The following is a 19,937-nucleotide window of genomic DNA, read 5'->3' on the forward strand; positions in this document are numbered from 1 at the left end:
CAGAATTTTAAAATCATAGGAATTTGATGGCTTAAAACGACCAGTGAATTTACTCGTCGGGATTGCCTTGTTGAATTCCAATATAGTGATATTTTCCCTCTTTGTGTTTATACATATCCCAGCCTCTCAAACCCATTGTGTCTCGGATCATTTTTTCTCCTGGCTTGAAAATATGCTCAGCCAGACCAATGACAGGAACATAGACTTGCTGCCCGACAAATGTTTTAATGTTCCCATCCAATGGACCGCCGATACACTCAATTTGTTCTTCCATCGGCTCACTTTTTTAACAAATACTTAAAGGATGAGAAAGTATCAATAACTGCTACATCATAGTTTACACAGAAAACCCTTAGAAACGAGGAGCTTTTTGGAGCGTTTTAATTTTGGTAAGTGCATCCTTGATCTCTTGGTCTTCTGGCATTGTTTTTTGGAGCGTGAGATAGTTTGCTTCTGCTTCAGGGACCTGGTTGTAGAAGAGCTGGTACTTTGCCAGTAACTTTAATACCTCCAAATTATCGGGAGCCAATTCATGTGCTTGAGTCAACAGTTTCAGTGCCTTTCCGGGCACACCCTCTGCTTGATAAATAGAAACTAATTGAAAGAGGGAATCAAGTTGTCTCTGGTCTAGCAGTTGGCCTTTTTCAAACAGAGAGGCAATCATTTTTTCGAGTTTGACCATATCGAGTAATCTGTTTACCTCTTGATTCTCTGCGGATTGGATTCGATTTAGCTCTTCCAGTGCCTGTGCCGTACGCCCATTGATTAAATGAAGTCGAGCCATTAAGAGATGCGCTTTTTCAATTTCTGCTTTGCTTGCTTTATCTGAATCTAAAACTTTTTGTGTATATTCATGTGTCTTATCGAAGTGTGCCAGCTTCCAATACTCTTCTGCAATTCGCAGATTGTTCTTGGGAGTTTCTGATGGTGCTAATTCACCAGAACCATTTTTGTCAGCCAGCCGTTTTTCTGAGAGCATCATTCCACGCCGGATAGATTGACTAATTAATTTTTGTCCTGGCATACGTGTCGCTTTGGTAAACTCTTGTAGAGCTTGTTTAAATTGGCGTTTACCGACATAAGCCCATCCCAGAAAATTGACGATTCGGACATCACTAACTTCGGGCAGTTCCTTAACAAATGAAATGGCTGCGTCATATTTTTCCGCCTGCAGTAACTGTTGAAGATAGTTTACCTGTGACGAAAGTCGATTGGGAAATTTGTCGAACGCTTTCCTGGCAATGTCCATTGGTTCGTCTTTCTGCCAGTATTGATGACGGATTGTTCCTTCATAATTCGGTTGTATTTCAATGATTACGACTCCTTTTTTTTCGTAAACCGGAGTCAGGCGGTAGACAAGATCATGATCCAGTAAGTGCCATGGGAACGCGCCTACTGTTGTTTTATCAAAGCTCACCAGATATTGCGGTGCGAATGTTTGAATTGCTGTACGCAACTCGTTTGGTCTTTTTTGTTCAAAGTGAATCTGTTTCTGGAATCGATGGCCGGTCGTGGCAACATCGTTTCGGCGTGTGAGAACTCGTACATTCGCAGCAGTATTATTTTTGATCCAATTACCCGCAGTTACAAAATCGCTGTAGTGATTTGAAGGGAATTCGGTTTGATAAAATTCATCACCTTGGAAAATGAGCTTCTGATTTGCGTAAATCATACTGTAGTCTGTTTTAGCCTGTGAGACGAATAGTCCGATCCCGAGTAGCACCACGAGACCCATCATGACCTTTTTTGCTGTTTCGTTTTGTTTAGAAAGACGATTAACAATACACACAAATCCTACGGGGAGAAAAGCCAGAAAGACTGGTAACAGCGGGAAGATATAGCGCGCTTGCATCCAAGGCCATATAGAGAGAATACCGAATGTAATGCACACATAGAGAAAACTGACCGCACCTCCTCGATTCCAGCATTTCAGCATACCATAAATGGCGATCGAAATAATGAAGATGCTGCAAAGATAATAGATGAATTGAGGCCCTGGTAAAACATGATTGCCATCTAACACAAATCGTTCATAACTGGGGATCACTCCTGGCATATTGGGAAACAATTTTTGACACAAGCTTTCAAAGTGAATGAGTGATCGATTCAGCATGGAGAGAAACGTACCGAGAACACCCATCGATTTCATTTCTCCCATTGTTGCCGCAGAATAAACATCAGATTTGAAAGAGTTGTTTCGCAGCATCCATAAGCCAGTTGCTGCGAATGAACAGACTACACTTATCAGATAAGGCCAACGTTTCCGCTTCACAATGGCCCACATCCCCAGGGCCAGAACTAAGGCAACACCAATTGTACGAATCAATGGGAGGAACATTAATAAGCAGGTTAAGAGAACAAGCTTTCGTTTGTTGACCTGTTCTTCATCATGAGAAATGAGATACAGAATGGCGATGGTAAAAGCCATAAAAGGGATTTCACTCATGATGAGTGTGGAAAAGAGTAAAATATAAGGGTTAGTCGCTAGAAGTAGAATGATAAACAAGGCTGGCCAGTGGAGAGATTGCTTTGGTTTGGGAGACGCTTCGCCTGCAAAATTCTGCAGTTGACACATAAATAGATAAAGCAAAGTCAGCATGATAATGGAGGTGAAAATGACTGTCACCTTAGCAAGGATTGCATTGTAAGGGGCAATCAAAGCAGCCGGGATGAGTAGGAGGGACATTCCCGGAGGCCGCACTGTGAAATAAGGCTCTCCAGGAAAATCGAATTGGCGATACTCGAAGCTGGTACTAAGCCCTCGTGCCATTAAGATATAGTCACCACTATCTGGAGAGACAAGATAAATATGATTTAATCGTGCACCAGTAAGAATGGCGAAACAAATCAAAATTGCAATCAGCAAGGTCCGTGCATGATGATTGTTTGATTGCAAAGCTTCGTTCATGATCATTCCAGATTCAATGACTGTGGTTTTGGTTCGTTGCTTAAACGAGTCTAAAATCAGCGATTTTGATGTAGATTCTCAAGAATGGATCATAAAAGAGAACTATAGTCGCTCGCGAAGCTTTTTCCTTAGATTCTTGCCAATGATCCGATTCTTGAATCAGAGATATACGGTTTTGCAGGTTATAAAGAAGTTATGCTTCGCAAAATGAACATATTGACGCAGTGTCAATTGAATTTGCCCCACGATAACCTCGGGAACAAATGGGCTTTGGATTCATCTGAGTGGAATGAAAATAGTGCTCCCATCAAACGTCGATTGTCTATCTGGTATTTAGTATTTGGTCGGCTGTCAATGTGAGGGTTGCTTTGCCTGTTCTTATTAACGATTGTTGATAATATCAAAATTAATGTTATCAACGTGTCGCAAAAGACAATAAAATGACGAGTTCTTGATAACAACTCTGTTTTTCTATGCATTTGCAACAAATTGGTCAGATTTTTTTGTTTGTTTTTCATCCTGGAATCCATTTATGAAGTGGCTTTCTAAGCAATTGGTTTATGTTGGCAGCACTTTGTTTCTGAGTGTGTGTTTAGCCGATGTCGCCCAGGGACAATCAGTTAAGAATTGGCGTCCGGATTCTGTTGGTTATCAAAAAACTGTGGCCCCTTTTTTAAAGCGGTATTGTCTGAGGTGCCATCGAAAAGGAATCGAGGACAATGAATTTCGTGTGGATTCCAGTCTCGAAAACAATTTTTTAAAACCTGTTGCAAAAGGGAAATGGGGAGAGATCGTGAACGTTCTCAACGGGCACGAAATGCCGCCTGATGGAGAACGAAAGCCGACGACAACAGAAGTTGCAAAAGTGGTTGACTGGATCACCAGTCAAATGGTCAAAGCCGAGTTGGCCAATCGCGATTCGGCGATTGTGCTGCGTCGTCTGAATCGAGCCGAATATCGAAATACGATTCGCGATTTGATCGGGCTGGATTTTGATACCTCCGGTTTCCCACAGGATCCGCCAGCGGGAGGCTTTGACAATAACGGGGGGGCCTTGACGCTTTCTCCGCTGCATCTGGAACTTTATCTGGATGCCGCGCGTAAGATTTTGGATAAAGCACTGGTTGAAACAAACGCACCACCGACTTTGAAATGGCGTATTCAACCCGATTCAGGAGATTCCGATCGAAATCGAGTTGTCTACGATGGGCAACGAATGATTGTGAATGGGGGGAAAAACAAAGTTGAAAATGGTTTTAAAGTGATCCATCACGCTAATTGGGATAAAAAACTGAATGCGCGGGACTTTCGTATGCCTCATGCGGGTAACTATATCATACGAATTCGCGCAGCGGGCAAAGTGCCGGCAAGAGCAGCCGTCGTCGCATCTGCCAAGCTGGCACTTCAGCACAGAATGGATCGGCAGAACCGTAAGAATCCTCGAGGAGCAAAATGGACGAAACAACAGTTTGAACGAGATCTCAAACATTTTCAAACCGATTCGATGTATGACTACGGGTTTCCTCGTTTGAAGTTCACCCAACATCTGGGAGGACAACCCAAAGTCCTGGCAGAACTCGACATTGATGCTCCGCTCTCTAAGCCTCAAATTTATGAGTTCCAGGGATTTTTCTCGACACAAAAAGCGGGAATCACCGTTGAATATGCTTATGATATTCCCCGTGTTCTGGAAAATTTCTGGATGCAGACGGGAGACCAGTTTGCGCGTCCCGAACTCTATGTGGACTGGATCGAACTGGAAGGACCCTACTATGAGTCCTGGCCTCCCCCCAGTCATAAACTGATTATGGGTAGTATTAAAGCGAACCCACATAACGAGCGTCAGGCTGCCACGGAAATTATTTCCCGAATGATGAGTCGCGCCTATCGTCGTCCCGTTACACAAGAGGAGATTGACAGCAAGCTAAAGCTGTTTCGTCAGGTGCGTAAGGATGCCTCTTCTTTTATAGAAGCCATCAAAACTCCTTTGACAGCGATTCTGGTTTCACCTCATTTTCTTTATCTTACCGAAGCCCCTCGCATAACAACGATTCGTTCCAGTAGTCAATCAACCTCGCGAAAATTGGATGACTATGAACTCGCTTCACGACTGTCATACTTTATCTGGTCCAGTATGCCCGATGAAGAACTCATGGAAGCCGCGAAAAATAGAAAATTAAGCCAGTTATCGGAACTCATGAAACAAGTTGACCGCATGTTGGTCGATCCCAAAGCCGGCGCCTTAACGAAAAATTTTGCCGGCCAATGGCTCGGGTTACGTGAAGTGGGTGCCAACCCACCCGCGGCCGATTTATATCCCCGATATGATCGACATCTGGAAATTTCAATGATCAAAGAATCTGAAGCGTTCTTTGCAGAAATTTTGCAGAATGACTTAAATGTGATGAATCTGGTGAAATCTGATTTCGTGGTCATTAACGAACGTTTGGCTCGCTTTTATGGAATTTCGGCAGTGAAAGGCGACCATTTCAGAAAAGTGGATGTTCCCGCTGGTGTACATCGTGGTGGGATTGTGACCCAGGCTTCTGTTCTCACAATCACATCCAATGGGACCCGGACTTCACCCGTAAAACGAGGGACATGGGTGATGAAAAATCTGCTGGGTATCGACCCCGGATTGCCCGTCGCCAATGTTGGTGACATTGCACCAAAGGTTCCCGGTATCGATAAAGCGACGGTCCGAAAGCGATTAGAAATTCATCGGGAATTACCTCAGTGTGCACGTTGTCATAATAAAATCGATCCCCTTGGGTTTGCACTGGAAAACTTTAATGCTGCTGGAGAATGGCGCGTACAGGAAGGATTTGGCTATAAAGGCCGTATTGGTCCCAACGATCCGAAAATCGATGCTTCTGCCAGCATGCCAGACGGAACGCGGTTCACCGGTGCGGATGGTCTGCGTAATTCCATGATGAAACAGGAAACGCTGTTTCTGAAATGCCTCAGCGGTAAAATGCTCACTTATGCATTAGGGCGGGAATTGGGCATCGCCGATAATCCGACCATTGACCTGGCCGTCACAGAAATGAAGAAAAACAATTATACATTGAGATCACTGATTAAATTTGTTGTGCTCTCAGAGCCGTTTCAATCAAAATAAAATAACAACACAGTTGATCAAACCATAGAGGTGCTGTGATGACTTCCTTTCCGAAACAACCACTCTCTCGCAGACACATGCTCAAAGGGCTTGGTGTCTGTCTCAGTTTGCCTATGCTGGAGGCAATGATTCCTTCTGCTTTGGCCCGACCTTCGACATTTAAAGCCTGGAATCGCTCGGTCGGTCAGCATCCCCGCATGATTTGCTGTTATGTTCCTAATGGCATGAATATTTTAGAGTGGGTTCCCCAAACCACAGGAAAGTCATATCAACTGTCAAAGACACTTGCGGCGCTCAAAGCACATCAACAGGATTTTACAGTTGTTTCCGGAATCGGACATCCTGCTTCCAAAGGAGGTCACTCGGGGGCTGATACCTGGTTAACGGGCGCAGATTTATCGGCAGTTCCGGGAAGCGACTATGCAAATACGATTTCTGCCGATCAGATTGTCGCCGAATATCATGGCAAAAAGACACGGTTCCCTTCTCTGCAAATCTCTGATTCTTCGGGTACAGGAGGTGCGGGGCATAGCCATACTCTCTCATTTGACCGCAGTGGTACTCCCATTCCTGCTGAAAGTTCCCCACAACGACTGTTTGAGCGGTTGTTTGTACCTGAAACGAAAGCAGGAAAACAAGCGACATTAAAACGCTATGCAGAAAGAAAGTCGATTCTTGACAGTGTGCTGCAGGATGCAACGACTCTGAATAAAAAACTGGGAAAGAAAGATCAACAAAAATTAGATGAATACCTAAACTCCGTCAGAGAAACCGAGCAACGTGTAACACGTCTGGAATCATGGATTGACGTTCCCAAACCAAAAGTAGATCCTATAGGGTTACAACTGGCAAGCCAACCACACAACGCGCATGATCGACCGATGTGGATCGATGTGATGCTGGAAATTTCTTATCTGGCGTTTGCGACCGACGCCACGCGTGTCATCACGTTTGAATGGTCACGAGAAGCGGGAGGCTTTGGTGGAGGAGGTGAAAATCATCACGAACTTTCGCATCATGGGGGCGATGCCGGTATGTTGAAAAAATTAGCAGTCATAGATCGTTTTCACCTCTCCAGGCTTGCACGATTTATGGATATGCTTAAATCGACCACAGAGGAGAGTGGCAACATGCTCGACCACACGATTGTGTTATATGGTTCGGGTATGAACTCAGGAAAGGGAGGAGAACATTCTCCCAAAAACCTGCCGACGCTGATTGCAGGCGGACACAAACTAGGTTTGAAACAGGGGCAACACCTCGCATTTGATGTTGAGAAGCATCCACCACTCAGTAACTTATTATTGTCAATCATTCAGGCGATGGGAGTGGAAGCTCCCGGGTTTCAGGATTCATCTTCGACATTAACGGGCCTTGTTTAACTGCGCTTTATTAAAATCTACTGAAGTGATGGTCGAGGCATAGGTCGCGTTCAGCTCTAGTAAGTGTGGCTCTTAAAGTGAAAGACCATCTATGATCTTAAAGAGATACTGGCCGTAATTTGTATTACGCATTAGCTCAGCCTGTTTTGCCAGTTGCCCTTTCGAGATCCAGCCTTGTTGAAATGAGATCTCTTCCAGACAGGCAATCTTAAGTCCCTGTCGTTTTTCTACCGTTTGAAAAAAGTGACTTGCTTCTTGAAGGCTCTCATGGGTTCCCGTATCAAACCAGGCATGCCCTCGTCCGAGAAGCTCCACGTTCAAATCTCCGCGTTCTAAATAGACATTATTGACTGTAGTGATTTCAAGCTCACCACGAGCAGAAGGTTTGACTTCTTTCGCAATTTCAATCACATCATTGTCGTAAAAGTAAAGACCTGTGACCGCGTAAGTCGATTTGGGTTTTGCTGGCTTCTCTTCAATGGAAATCGCGTGTTTTTCATCATCAAACTCAACCACACCAAAACGTTCAGGATCATTGACTTGATAACCAAAAACAGTGGCTCCGGATTCTTGATTGTAAGCCGTTTGTAAGCTTTCCGTTAATCCATGGCCATAGAAAATATTATCACCCAGGATCAAACAAACCGGATCATTACCGATGAATTCTTCACCAATCAAGAACGCTTGAGCCAGGCCATCGGGAGAAGGTTGAACCGCATACTCAAATTTGATTCCCCATTGATCTCCGCTTTCCAGCAGGTCTTGAAACAGGGGAAGATCATGAGGGGTCGAAATGATCAAAATTTCTTTGATTCCGGCGAGCATCAACGATGATAGCGGATAATAAATCATTGGTTTATCATAAATCGGCAGTAGTTGTTTCGAAACAACTTTTGTGACCGGATGCAGGCGTGAACCCGAACCACCTGCTAAAATAATACCTTTTCTCGACATTATGTTTTCCTGAAGTTTTGTAACCGTTACGAGAATGATGATAATGGGGAAGTTGGTGATTCGTATGACATTAATAGAACCGTCTCGAAAGAACTCTAGCAGCAAAAAAAGACTGCATTTTGAAATTATAATGGATCGTGACTGCTTTTTATGAAATTACTAGAGAAAATCAAAGTGAGTCTGATATTTTCTCGTCTTCTTGATGCCACGTTCGTATCATCAAGGGGAAAATGATCAGTGTTAGGCTCGAAAGTAGAATACATTACCAAATCTCATTTGAACTGGAAAGAATATGCAACTGACTTCTGTTGTCACTCCGTTCACAGATGAAAACCTGCAATTACTCTCTCAGATTGGAGTGACTCACGTCACGATTCGATATCCGGGAGAGGACCAAGATCGGCTGGAATCCATCAAAAAACAGGCACAAATATTTGGTTTGGAGATAGCAGCGATCGAAGGAAATCTTCCAATCGAAAACATTAAGCTGGGAAATCAGCATTTCGATGCAGAGATTCTTGAAATGAAACAATTGCTACAGAATATGAACAGGGTCGGCATCCCGTTCCTCTGTTATAACTTCATGGCAGGAACCGATTGGGTACGTACGAAACTGGATGAACGCGAACGGGGTGGTGCTTTAGTGACTCGATTTGATGTCGATCAGGCAGAACAGGCCGTATCCCTTTCTGAAACCACTCTGCAGCAAGATTCCACGACGATTTCAAGTGAGCAACTTTGGGTAAATCTGGAACGGTTCCTTAATGAATTGGTTCCCGTAGCAGAAAAGTGTGATGTGACGTTGGCGATGCACCCCGATGATCCACCTCTCGATACCTTTATGGGAAAAGCACGAATCATGAACTCTGTGGAGAGTTTTGAAAAGCTGGTCAAACTTGTGCCTAGTCCAGCGAATGCGATCTGTTTTTGCCAGGGAACCTTTGCTGAAATGGGTGTTGATATCCCGGCAACGATTCATCAATTGGGACAGCATATTAAATATGTACACTTCCGTGATATCAAAGGCACGCGCGAACATTTTGTAGAAACGTTTCACGATAATGGGGCAACCGATATGTACGCTGCAATCAAAGCGTATCGGAAAATTGGTTTTAAAGGGCCTATTCGCCCAGACCATGTTCCTCAGCTTGTGGGAGAAGTAGCAGGAGAGCCTGGTTATACCATGTTGGGTCGGTTACATGCTTTTGGATTTATGCAGGGGCTCATGCAAGCCGCCAGTCATGAATGAGATGTCAAACGATCCGAAGAGAATGAGCAAAAGAGAGGTTCCAACCCCTCTAGGACATCTTGAACTGAGCATTCATGATGACTTGTTGATTTGTTTCTGGATCAAATCAATTTTAGTCAGAGTGGAGCCAACATAATGGACTTGATTCAAAGGACCCTGGCATTTTGGCTTCAGACTACTATAGCTCATCAAACTCAATCATTGCGGCTTCAAAGCGATGATATCAGGTCCAAACAGTCCTGCAGACGCTACAATAAACCTGGAGACAGGCTAAAAAACTTGAACTAGCTGGTAGAAGTAGGGCATATTCCTTGTATAATCGTTATTATCGGTACAACTTACCCAAGTGAATATTGTAACTGGTGACTCGCAGGGAAGTCGAAATCAGCGCCGCGCTGATCATTGAGCAGGATGTGTTACTTGAGGTTGAGTTGGACTGAAGAGGGTCTTTGACTCTCTTTTACCCAAATCGATTTCCCTCTCTTAAGGAGTCTGTTTCATGCGTATCCGAATAATGTTAGCCGGGGTAGCCGTTGTCGCTAGCCTGCTCCTGATGACCAATGTTTCCGAAGCAGGAGGCCGCGTAGTCTACCGTGCTCCATTTCCTTATGTGGGGCCTGCACCAGTTTATGCCGTGCCTGCTCCCGTAACCACAACGATGTATTACGCACCAGCCTATGTGCCTGCCCCTGTAGTGACTCCGGTTTACTATCAGCCAGCACCTGTCGTTGTGCAGCCAGTCACAACCTACTATGCTCCAGTGACACCCTATTATTATTCTCCTCGCAGGGTCGTTTATAAAACACGGGGACCAGGACTGTTTTCCCCCTATTATCGATCTGTCGTCAGATATCGGTAATGAATCCGAAACAGAAACAGCCTGCTGAATCTAACAGACAGAGTTCAGCAGGCTGTTTTTATTTGTCGAGAAGCAACTTTCTCTAATGTTCTTTTAGAGAGTCCAGCCTTTACGGTATTCGCGTTTGACGTACTGAGCCGCTTCAGGAACGTTGGTCACTTTGAGGTTTTTTGCGTCCCATTCGAGTTTCTTTTGTCCTACTCGATAAGAGACATTGCCCAGGAGCACTGTTTCGGTGAGAGGACCGGCGTATCCAAAGTTACTGCCTGTCGGTGTTCCATTTCTGATCGCGTCCAGCCATTCAATGTGGTGGCTTTTGGGTCGCGTCAGGAACGGTTTAACAGGATTCGCATCTTTGCCGGCTTCCATAAACAATTTATTTGTACCGTAATCAGCCAGTAAGCGACCATCGTCACCTTCAAACAAAACGGCACTCCCTTTTTCATAAACTTCTGCCCCTTTGGGCTTCCAGCCACCGTGGTACCAGGTCATATGCACGGGCGGCAGGTCCTCGCGCGCTCCGAATTCGTAATCAACACGCATCTGACTGGGGCAATCATTCTCGCCAGCATGTCCCTTCTGACCGACGGCAACCACTGTTTTGGGATATTTCAGTTTCAATGCCCAGAAGGGAAGGTCCATATAATGACAACCAAAGTCACCTAACTGGCCATTTCCAAAATCCCACCAGTAACGCCAATTGAAATGGAAGTGAGAAGGATCATACGGACGGAAAGGAGCGGGGCCGATCCATTGATCATAGTTGACGTGCGCGGGAGGATGATTTTCCTTTGCCCTCTTGCCTTCAATACGAACTCCACCGCCCAACCAGACATGCACCCGTCGAACAGGGCCGATCACACCAGACTGCACTGTTTCAACTACCGTACGGTAGTTATCTGTGGCATGAATCTGATTCCCCATCTGAGTCGCAACACCAGCTTTGGCAGCCAGGTCGGTCAGCACACGTGCTTCATACACAGAGTGCGTTAGTGGTTTTTCACAATAGACGGGCAAGCCTTTTCGCAGAGCCGCTGCGACAGCCGGAGCGTGCATATGATCGGGCGTGCTCACCAACACGGCATCCAGATCGTTTCGATCGAAGACTTTCCGATAGTCATCATAGGTATCTGCATGAGGAAACTCTTGAGCCGCTTTTTCGAGACGTTTTGAATCAATGTCGCATAAGGCCACAAAATTTTCTGATTTTGTCCCTTTAATATTGGAATACGCGCGGGCAGCGACTCCAATGGTTGCCAGATTCAATTTTTCATTAGGTCCTTTCTTTTTCGTTTCATTTTCAGCAGCAGCAAACGGCAAAGAGGTCGTTAATGCGGGCACAGCGGTTCCTGCGATCAACGCTTTTTTGAGAAACTCACGACGGTCGACAGAATTTGACATCAAAATTCTCCTTAGGGGTATTTCAGGATGCTCTAGGAATCATTCATTAAAAACTTGGTTAGCATGCAGTGCTGAATGGAATTGAGTTTCCATCATTTTGGTTGCACAACTAAGGTGGGGGAATTCATCTCAAATATATAAACTTTTCTTAATATATCGCATCCCCAAACGCAAATCGAGCCATTTGTAGGAAAACAATGGTGTTGTTCAGAGATTGTTATTTGCTCGAAAAACCAGCCATCAATGGCGATTTGTCGGTCAAAGGGAGCGATGAAAATCACATTTCTTGTTGAATTATCAGGTTCTTTCAAATACGATAATGATCCATAAACAAACTTCAATGTGATTGTAAACGGAGTCAATTCTGAAACTCTCATCAGCAACTCTGTTTCATTTCCTGCCCCGATGATGTACCGGAGAAGACCCCATGTTTCCGGCCTGCCGTTTGAATCTGTGGATTGCAGTCTGTGTCTGCTCTCTCATTCAGAATGTATTCCCGGTTAGCGATCTTTTGGCTGAGAAACCACGGCCCGGCTTAGAACTCTTTGAAAATAAAATTCGCCCGGTTCTCATTGAACATTGTTACGAATGCCATTCCGCGGCGACAACCGAGTTCAAAGGTGGTTTGCGAGTCGACAGTCGTGATGCGATTCGGTCAGGTGGAGAATCAGGGGCAGCCGTAGTTCCTCACAAAGTCAGTGAGAGTCTCTTGCTCGATGCGTTGAAGCACGAATCATTTGAAATGCCCCCGGGTAAGAAACTGCCTGATGATGTGATTGCGGATTTTGTGAAGTGGGTCGAACTGGGAGCTCCCGACTCTCGCGATAAGCCTCCCACTCTCGAAGAGGCGGCTTCCCTCTCTTGGAAAGCCATTTTTGAGAAACGCCGCAAATGGTGGAGCCTGCAACCATTGAAGAATGTGAAGCCACCGCTTCCCGAAAAAAATCAATGGTCTCATCGGCCCATTGATCGGTTCCTTTTCACAGGAATGCAAAAAGCCGGTCTCCAACCGGCGCCTGGGGCAAAGCCGCGTACCTTAGCCCGTCGACTGGCCTTTGTGCTCACGGGATTACCTCCCGATCCGGAACAGGTACGAAAATATGTGGCAGACGCAGCACGTGATTCTGAAGCCGCCTATGAAAAGCTGATTGAAAAACTACTGGCTTCACCTCACTTTGGGGAACGGTTTGCGCGGCACTGGATGGACGTGGTTCGTTACACCGACACCTATGGCTACGAATGGGATAATCCGGCCAAAGGCTCGTGGGAGTATCGCGATTATCTGATTCGCGCATTTAACCAGGATATCGGTTACGACCAACTGGTCCGTGAACAGATCGCCGGGGACTTGCTAAAACAGCCTCGTATTGATGAGGACAGCGGTTTTCATGAAAGCATGATCGGTCCTATGTTCTATCATATGGGAGAGCATCGTCACGGCGACAGTCTGAATTTTAATGGTATTCATCAGGAGATGATTAACAATAAGGTCGATGCCTTCTCCAAAGCATTCCTGGCCAATACGGTCGCTTGTGCCCGCTGTCACGACCACAAACTGGATGCGATCTCGCAGCGAGATTATTACGCATTGGCTGCGGTTTTCATGACACCCCGCTGGACAGCCCGGGTTATCGATGCGCCCGGAAAGAACAAGGCAAAAATTGCGAAACTCAAGCAATTGCGCAGTGAAATTCATCGCGCATTAAAACAGCGTTGGCAGGAACAGGCGGCTCATTTTACAGATGAACTTTCGAAAGCAATGAGTGAAAAAGAAAGCAAGAGGCGGTCTTCGGACTGGCGTGCCGCGTTAGGACTGACGTCAGTCGATGGGAAAAAAACACCAAAACTCAAACTGGGAGACATCGCATATCCTGCGCAACGGTTGCTTTCATTATCGAAACAATCAGAACTGGCAACGACCTGGCAGCAGCTTTTGACAGAATGGAAAACAGCCAGTGAAACACATCAGCGTCAGAATCAGAAACGGTTTCAAGTTCTGAGCAGTTTTGAAAAACCTCAACTTCCCCCTGGTTGGCAGAGCGAAGGAGCTGGGATGCATCATGGTTATGTCGCCAATGGAACTCCCTTGATTTCGCTGGAGGGGAAAAACGTGATCCAGCATTTATTGCCCCGTGGGTATCATACGCATGCGATTTCTTCCAAATTACCAGGTGCCATCAGGCCACCGTCAGAACGTGACATTCCGGGAAAAATTGTCAGTCTGGAACTGGCGGGTGGAGAATGGAGCGGTTTTATAAGAGTTCCTGATAATGCCTTTCAAACTGAGAATGTTATTTTTCTGAATCGGACGCAACCGCGGTGGCAGACGTTTGCAGACCGACCTCTCGCCAACGGAGTGCAACGCCTTACTTTTGAAATCGCGACCAGTGATCTGAACCCCAATTTCCCGCCACGGACAGGTAAAGCGCGGGCAGGAAGTAAGGTCCTTCCCCCGGCAGATCCTGGGTTTCAGAAACGCAGCTGGTTCAGTGTAACAAAGATTATCTCGCACGAAGCATTGGGAACGCCCGCTGATGAGCTAAAACGCTTTGAGTCTCTGTATCAAATGTCGACTCCTCAAAACAGTGACGAGGTTTGCCAGCATATCGGCATCTGGTTCTCAGCGGCAGTCCAGCGCTGGTCGGAAGATAGAGCCAGTCTGGAAGATGTAAAGCTGGTCAATTGGTTAAGGGAGAAACAGTTACTCGAAAACAGGATCGATAAAAATGCTCATCTGGCGAAGTTGGTTTCCGAGTACCGTCGTGTAGAGCAGCAATTACCATTTGCACATACCGCTAACAGTATGGACGAGCGAGGCTTATCGCCAGTGAATTATCCTTTGAATATCAGAGGCAGTGTCGACGAACCGGGGCCGATGGTCTCACGGGATTTTCTGGAAGTCTTCGCGGGTCAACACAATGTCAAACAAAGTCCGGGCAGTGGTCGAAGGGAGCTTGCCGAATTTCTTATCAGTCCTCAGCATCCTTTGACGGCGCGTGTCTACGTCAACCGGGTCTGGCAGTGGATCTTTGGGAACGGGCTGGTTAGAACGCCAAATGATTTTGGTCATTTGGGGGCGCAGCCAACGCATCCCGAATTACTGGACTACCTGGCACGAGAGTTTATTGCCGACGGCTGGTCAACAAAACGCTTAATCCGTCGAATGATTCTGAGTCGTGCCTTTCGGCAATCAGGACAGGTCACCGAGGCCGCGAAGCGTCTTGATGCCGACAATCGATTGTGGCATCACTACCCTACTCGACGTCTTGAAGCTGAAGCCATCCGGGACACGCTCTTGATGGTTTCGGGGCAACTTGATCGTCGACTCTATGGCCCACCCATTGATCCGCCGCGCTCCAAAGCTGATCCTGCCAAACGTTTATTCAATGGGCCCCTTGATGGAAATGGACGGCGTTCGATTTATTTACGTATGTCGATTATGGACCCGCCTAAGTTCCTGGTTGGTTTTAATCTTCCCGATTTAAAACTTCCTACAGGAAAAAGGGATGTTACGAATGTCCCGAATCAGGCCTTGATCTTAATGAATGATCCCTTTGTGAAGGCACAATCTCAGGAATGGGCTGCAAAACTACTGAAACAACAGCAGAAATCGGTGGCACCACGCATCAAGCAAATGTTCTTAGAGGCCTATGGGCGAGAACCAGATCAGAGTGAACTCAATCGCTGGACAGGTTTAGTGCAGGAATTAGGGGGAACTATGGATCCTCGCAGCTTGCTGGCGAACCAGAGTTTATGGAATCACGTAGCGCATGCGCTCTTTAATACAAAAGAATTTATTTATTACCGGTAGATGAAATGAAATTCCAATCTCACAATTCTGCTTTTTGTCCGGGGTGTTTTCCTGTTTCGAATCGACGCACTTTTCTCAGGAATACTTCTGCCGGTTTTGGTTGGCTGGCATTAGCTGGTTTACTGGGAGAGCAGTTAGAGGCCAATCCAACGGTAAAGGAAATCAAACCTCATCACGCTCCCAAAGTAAAAAATATTATCTTTTGTTTTATGGACGGTGGTCCAAGTCACGTGGATACGTTTGACCTCAAGCCAGCGCTCAAAGCGCACGAAGGGAAACCCATTGGCAAGGGCGCGGTTTCCAAACGCTCGCAATCCAGCGCCGGTCGTGTCTGGCTGGGTAGTCCCTGGAACTTCCGTCAACGCGGCGAAAGTGGCCTCTGGGTGAGTGATCTTTTCCCGAAGCTGGCATCCGTGGCCGATGAATTGTGTGTTGTGCACTCAATGGTGGGCGAGCTACCTTTACATGGTCAGCAAAATCTCTTACTGCATACAGGACGCATCATCGGGCAGGCACCTAGTATGGGGGCCTGGGTCTCCTACGGTCTGGGAACCGAAAATAAAAATCTCCCGGCGTATGTAGTATTGAATAATGACTGGGTTCCCAACGGCGGTCTGGAAAACTTTGGAAGTTCATTCTTGCCGGCCACTCATCAGGCTACGATGGTGCGTGCGAAGGGCGTTCCAGTGGACAACATTAAGCCCAGCGACTCGCTATCAATGCAACGGCGTAAACTGGCATTGTTAGCAAAGCAGGATGCCCAATTTGCGCAACAGGCATCGTCGCCCTCTCCCATTGAAAGTGCGATTGCGAATTATGAAACAGCCTTTCGCATGCAGACACTCGTGCCGGAAGTCTCAGATATCAGCAATGAACCTCAGCATATTCAGCGAGCCTATGGTGTTGATTCCAAAGACGAACATCAACATTACTATGCCACGCAAGCTCTGCGTGCACGGCGGTTGGTTGAAGCGGGAGTACGATTTGTCGAGATCACCTGTCCCAGCTTCGACAGTAATAATTCTCCCTGGGATCAGCACGGTTTACTAAAACAGAACCATGAAAAAAATGCCCGCATCACTGAGCAATCGGTGGCGGCCTTGATCAGTGATTTAAAATTACGCGGACTGCTCGACGAAACACTGGTGGTCTGGGCGGGAGAAATGGGTCGTACGCCACATACTCCCAAAGTCACGCCGACCTGCGGTCGTGATCATCATGTGAACGGCTACAGTATCTTCATGGCAGGTGGCGGCTTTAAAGGAGGCATGACCTTTGGCAAAACCGATGAGTTTGGTAATGCCGTTGTTGAACATCCACTAACAATCCATGATATTCACGCGACCATTCTTCACCAACTGGGCATCAATCACGAAGACCTCACTTTCCGTCACGGCGGCAGAGACCACCGTCTCACTGATGTGCACGGTCATATCATCAAAGAGATCTTAAACTGAGTTTTCCGGAGTGCTAGCTTAACAATTCAAAATGAAATCGCCGAAAATGATCTCTCTACGATCGGGCTATCACCGGATATCCTGATCGATTATCATGCTCCCAAATTCATGATTGTTTTAACATACTCTTTGGTGCAGTTCGGTTAATGGTGAAAACATAACAGAGAGGCTATCCCAGTACTTCCCTGGTATTACTCTTTGACTGCATCATAATGATCGTCAATGAACCGAGAGCACTGACATGGACGAACACGGACCGGTTGCCACAGACCATGCAGTTCGCGACCGTGAATTATTTGATCGAATTGCTGCGAAATACTATCGTAAGGATTTAGCGCCCGCAGCACGACTTGCACGGAAGCATCGGCTTTTCCAGACATTGCAGGCAGCACTTGCGTCCTCCGATGCAACAGTGTTAGAAGTCGGATGTGGTGCTGGCTTTGCGGCAAAGTATCTGAAGGGACGCTTTGGTAGTTTTTGTGGAGTAGACTATTCTGAAAACTTGATTCATTATGCGCGCGTGCACAATTCAGGACCACAGGTCGAATTTGTTGCGGCGAACATCAAAGACTTTCAACCACAGCGATCGTTTGATGTGATTTTTGCCATTGGGCTGTTACATCACCTCGATGATCTTGATTCGATGCTCGAAAACGTCGTTCATTTACTTAAGCCGGGAGGCTGGTTCGTAGCCAATGAGCCGCATCCTGGCAATCCACTGATTTCCGTCGCAAGGCGGATTCGTAAGAAAATCGACACTCAGTATTCGGCGGAACAGAAGGAATTGACGGCGACATCATTGCGGAGTGCCTGTGAACGTGTGGGGCTGCAATCAGTGCAGATTGTACCTCAAGGTTTATTTTCAACTCCTTTTGCTGAAGTTCCTTTAAAACCCCAATGGCTCTTTGTTCCTTTTTCTACGCTTGCCTGCCTCACAGACAAAATGATGGAACGACTGCCTGCTACTGTACTTCAGAAGTTGACTTGGAATCTGATCGTCGCCGGCCAACGAAAAGAGGGCGAAGGTTAATATGACTTTAGAGGACAGACGCTGAATGTTAATTTTTGTAAGATCACGTTGTTTCAGAATCGAGTCGTTTTAGATTTAGCTCTTATATGCATATTCAACTCTCCCTGATCGTCTTAGGTTGTTCCATTGCGATTGCGATTTTCTGTCCGCAATTGAGTCTCGGTTTTGTGCGCTTTTTTCAATCTCTCTTACGCAAATTATCGCATAGTGTGGCGGGAGGAGTTTTCTTTTTTGTCTTATTGACTTTGGTTTTCGAAATCGCATTTGGACTTTGTGTCTTATTTCCTTATCCAGTCGTCCATGATGAATTTGCTTATCTACTCTCGGCTGATACATTTGCTTCAGGCAGGTTGACCAATCCGACACATCCGATGTGGGAACACTTTGAAAGTTTTCACATCCTTCAGCAGCCTTCCTATCAGTCCAAGTATCCTCCAGGCCAAGGAATGGTCCTTGCGATAGGGCAATTCTTGTTTGGCTATCCTATTGTGGGAGCCTGGCTGGCAATGGCGGCGGCTTCCGGAGCAATCTTTTGGATGCTTTGTGGTTGGGTACCCAGAAGATGGGCCGTATATGGTGGATTTCTAGTTTCATTCAACTCAACTTTTTTGATTGAATGGGGACAAACATTTTGGGGAGGCCAAGTTGCGCTACTTGGTGGTGCGCTCTTGTTCGGCGCATACCCACGCATAAAGAACAGGTTACAAACTTCAACATCAATCGTATTGGCGATCGGATTAGTAATTTTGGCGAATAGTCGACCTTATGAAGGGTTTTTAGCGGCATTACCCATTGCCGTTGTGCTCCTTTGCTGGTTGTTTGGCCAGGAAAAACCGAGTTGGTCTATCCTTGTTTCCAGAATGATTCTTCCCGTAGTACTTGTACTAATTCCTGCTTTTCTCTGGATGGGGTATTTTAATTATCGTGTTACCGGCGATGCTCTGACACTTCCTTACAAAGTATGGTTGGACCAATACTATCCGACGTCAATGAGCGGGCTTTTATTGTCTGAAAACATAGATTCTGACAAGAAACCACCGCGAATGATTTCCGTTCATGTTACTGAGAGTGACCAGCAGCATTCAAAGATTGAACTTCAGTTTAAACCTGCTCAACAGAAATGGACGGATAAACTTCTGAAGATGAGCTTGGCGTACGCAGGTTCCAGCGCGGTTCTACTAGTTTGTTGTTGTGGAGTTTGTGCGCTCTTTCGAAATAGTAAAAATTTGTTTTTGTTGATGGTATCTATTTTAGTGATCACTTCAGTTGTGATTCAGGGTACGCAGGGGCATCCGCATTATGTGGCTCCCATAGGCTCATTACTCATTTTATTACAAATTCAATGCTTAAGGTACGTCTATCAATGGAGGAGGAACTGGCGTCCTGTTGGCAGGTTGTTAGTAGCCACCATTCTTATATTCGTAGGCTTTAAAACTCTTTTGATCGTTTTCAATTATCGGCAACATCCATTGTTCACAGTTCATCGGTGGGCAGGCGACAGACAGCGCATTTTGAACAGACTTTCTAGTACGGAAGGAGATCATCTTGTGCTCGTTCAATACGATCAAGACCATAACATCCATAAGGAATGGGTCTATAATCGGGCCGACATTGACAATTCGAAGGTCATCTGGGCGCGTATGTTAGAACCTGTAAAAAATCAAAAATTGATCGACTTTTTTAAAGACCGATCTGTTTGGATTATTGAAGCAGACAAGCCGGAGAGCAAACTAATACCATATGGAAGGAAACAAGAGTAACCTTT

The 19,937-nt window shown here is 46.0% G+C and carries 12 protein-coding genes; 8 read left to right on the forward strand and 4 right to left on the reverse strand.

Features of this window, described 5'->3' with window-relative positions:
- Window positions 1-49 precede the first annotated feature (49 nt).
- Both V144x_RS05280 and V144x_RS05285 read right to left on the reverse strand, forming a co-directional pair.
- Entirely contained in the window at window positions 50-274 is a 225-nt protein-coding gene (locus V144x_RS05280) for a hypothetical protein (protein WP_144982438.1), read from the reverse strand.
- Between the two features lie 78 nt (window positions 275-352).
- Window positions 353-2,908 (reverse strand): tetratricopeptide repeat protein, encoded by a 2,556-nt coding sequence (locus V144x_RS05285; protein ID WP_197998769.1) that lies wholly within the window; start codon window positions 2,906-2,908, stop codon window positions 353-355.
- 532 nt (window positions 2,909-3,440) lie between these two features.
- Between V144x_RS05285 and V144x_RS05290 the strand changes: the two genes are divergently transcribed.
- Both V144x_RS05290 and V144x_RS05295 read left to right on the forward strand, forming a co-directional pair.
- A complete protein-coding gene (locus tag V144x_RS05290; RefSeq protein ID WP_144982444.1) occupies window positions 3,441-6,029 on the forward strand; it encodes a DUF1592 domain-containing protein in 2,589 nt (862 codons plus the stop codon).
- Window positions 6,030-6,067: 38 nt separating this feature from the next.
- Window positions 6,068-7,411, forward strand: a complete 1,344-nt coding sequence (locus tag V144x_RS05295; protein ID WP_144982447.1) for a DUF1552 domain-containing protein — start codon at window positions 6,068-6,070, stop codon at window positions 7,409-7,411.
- A 72-nt stretch (window positions 7,412-7,483) separates the two neighbouring features.
- On the opposite strand, the gene rfbA is transcribed toward V144x_RS05295, so the two are convergent.
- The gene (gene rfbA / locus V144x_RS05300; protein ID WP_144982450.1) at window positions 7,484-8,365 is read right to left on the reverse strand and encodes a glucose-1-phosphate thymidylyltransferase RfbA; all 882 of its coding nucleotides are present in this window, start codon (window positions 8,363-8,365) and stop codon (window positions 7,484-7,486) included.
- A gap of 292 nt (window positions 8,366-8,657) precedes the next feature.
- On the opposite strand from rfbA, the gene V144x_RS05305 reads away from it, so the two are divergent.
- A complete protein-coding gene (locus V144x_RS05305; protein ID WP_144982453.1) occupies window positions 8,658-9,614 on the forward strand; it encodes a mannonate dehydratase in 957 nt (318 codons plus the stop codon).
- Between the two features lie 499 nt (window positions 9,615-10,113).
- Complete coding sequence (locus tag V144x_RS05310; protein WP_144982456.1) at window positions 10,114-10,473, forward strand: virulence factor; 360 nt, start codon at window positions 10,114-10,116, stop codon at window positions 10,471-10,473.
- A 93-nt stretch (window positions 10,474-10,566) separates the two neighbouring features.
- Here V144x_RS05310 and V144x_RS05315 read toward each other — a convergent pair whose 3' ends face one another.
- Window positions 10,567-11,874 (reverse strand): Gfo/Idh/MocA family protein, encoded by a 1,308-nt coding sequence (locus V144x_RS05315; RefSeq protein ID WP_144982459.1) that lies wholly within the window; start codon window positions 11,872-11,874, stop codon window positions 10,567-10,569.
- 427 nt (window positions 11,875-12,301) lie between these two features.
- On the opposite strand from V144x_RS05315, the gene V144x_RS05320 reads away from it, so the two are divergent.
- From V144x_RS05320 to V144x_RS05335, 4 genes are all read left to right on the forward strand, one after another.
- Window positions 12,302-15,685, forward strand: a complete 3,384-nt coding sequence (locus V144x_RS05320) for a PSD1 and planctomycete cytochrome C domain-containing protein (protein WP_144982462.1) — start codon at window positions 12,302-12,304, stop codon at window positions 15,683-15,685.
- Between the two features lie 5 nt (window positions 15,686-15,690).
- Window positions 15,691-17,142 (forward strand): DUF1501 domain-containing protein, encoded by a 1,452-nt coding sequence (locus tag V144x_RS05325; RefSeq protein WP_144982464.1) that lies wholly within the window; start codon window positions 15,691-15,693, stop codon window positions 17,140-17,142.
- A gap of 241 nt (window positions 17,143-17,383) precedes the next feature.
- The gene (locus tag V144x_RS05330) at window positions 17,384-18,172 is read left to right on the forward strand and encodes a class I SAM-dependent methyltransferase (protein WP_144982466.1); all 789 of its coding nucleotides are present in this window, start codon (window positions 17,384-17,386) and stop codon (window positions 18,170-18,172) included.
- Between the two features lie 86 nt (window positions 18,173-18,258).
- Window positions 18,259-19,932 (forward strand): hypothetical protein, encoded by a 1,674-nt coding sequence (locus V144x_RS05335; protein ID WP_144982469.1) that lies wholly within the window; start codon window positions 18,259-18,261, stop codon window positions 19,930-19,932.
- The last annotated feature ends 5 nt before the right edge of the window (window positions 19,933-19,937 follow it).

Source organism: Gimesia aquarii (assembly GCF_007748195.1).
In the GTDB taxonomy this organism is placed as follows: Bacteria; Planctomycetota; Planctomycetia; order Planctomycetales; family Planctomycetaceae; genus Gimesia; species Gimesia aquarii.

Bases quoted from the DNA above. Each gene is read 5' to 3' on its own strand.
- V144x_RS05280 (WP_144982438.1), bottom strand. From the start codon at position 274: ATGGAAGAACAAATTGAGTGTATCGGCGGTCCATTGGATGGGAACATT.
- V144x_RS05285 (WP_197998769.1), bottom strand. From the start codon at position 2,908: ATGAACGAAGCTTTGCAATCAAACAATCATCATGCACGGACCTTGCTG.
- V144x_RS05290 (WP_144982444.1), top strand. From the start codon at position 3,441: ATGAAGTGGCTTTCTAAGCAATTGGTTTATGTTGGCAGCACTTTGTTT.
- V144x_RS05295 (WP_144982447.1), top strand. From the start codon at position 6,068: ATGACTTCCTTTCCGAAACAACCACTCTCTCGCAGACACATGCTCAAA.
- rfbA (WP_144982450.1), bottom strand. From the start codon at position 8,365: ATGTCGAGAAAAGGTATTATTTTAGCAGGTGGTTCGGGTTCACGCCTG.
- V144x_RS05305 (WP_144982453.1), top strand. From the start codon at position 8,658: ATGCAACTGACTTCTGTTGTCACTCCGTTCACAGATGAAAACCTGCAA.
- V144x_RS05310 (WP_144982456.1), top strand. From the start codon at position 10,114: ATGCGTATCCGAATAATGTTAGCCGGGGTAGCCGTTGTCGCTAGCCTG.
- V144x_RS05315 (WP_144982459.1), bottom strand. From the start codon at position 11,874: ATGTCAAATTCTGTCGACCGTCGTGAGTTTCTCAAAAAAGCGTTGATC.
- V144x_RS05320 (WP_144982462.1), top strand. From the start codon at position 12,302: ATGTTTCCGGCCTGCCGTTTGAATCTGTGGATTGCAGTCTGTGTCTGC.
- V144x_RS05325 (WP_144982464.1), top strand. From the start codon at position 15,691: ATGAAATTCCAATCTCACAATTCTGCTTTTTGTCCGGGGTGTTTTCCT.
- V144x_RS05330 (WP_144982466.1), top strand. From the start codon at position 17,384: ATGGACGAACACGGACCGGTTGCCACAGACCATGCAGTTCGCGACCGT.
- V144x_RS05335 (WP_144982469.1), top strand. From the start codon at position 18,259: ATGCATATTCAACTCTCCCTGATCGTCTTAGGTTGTTCCATTGCGATT.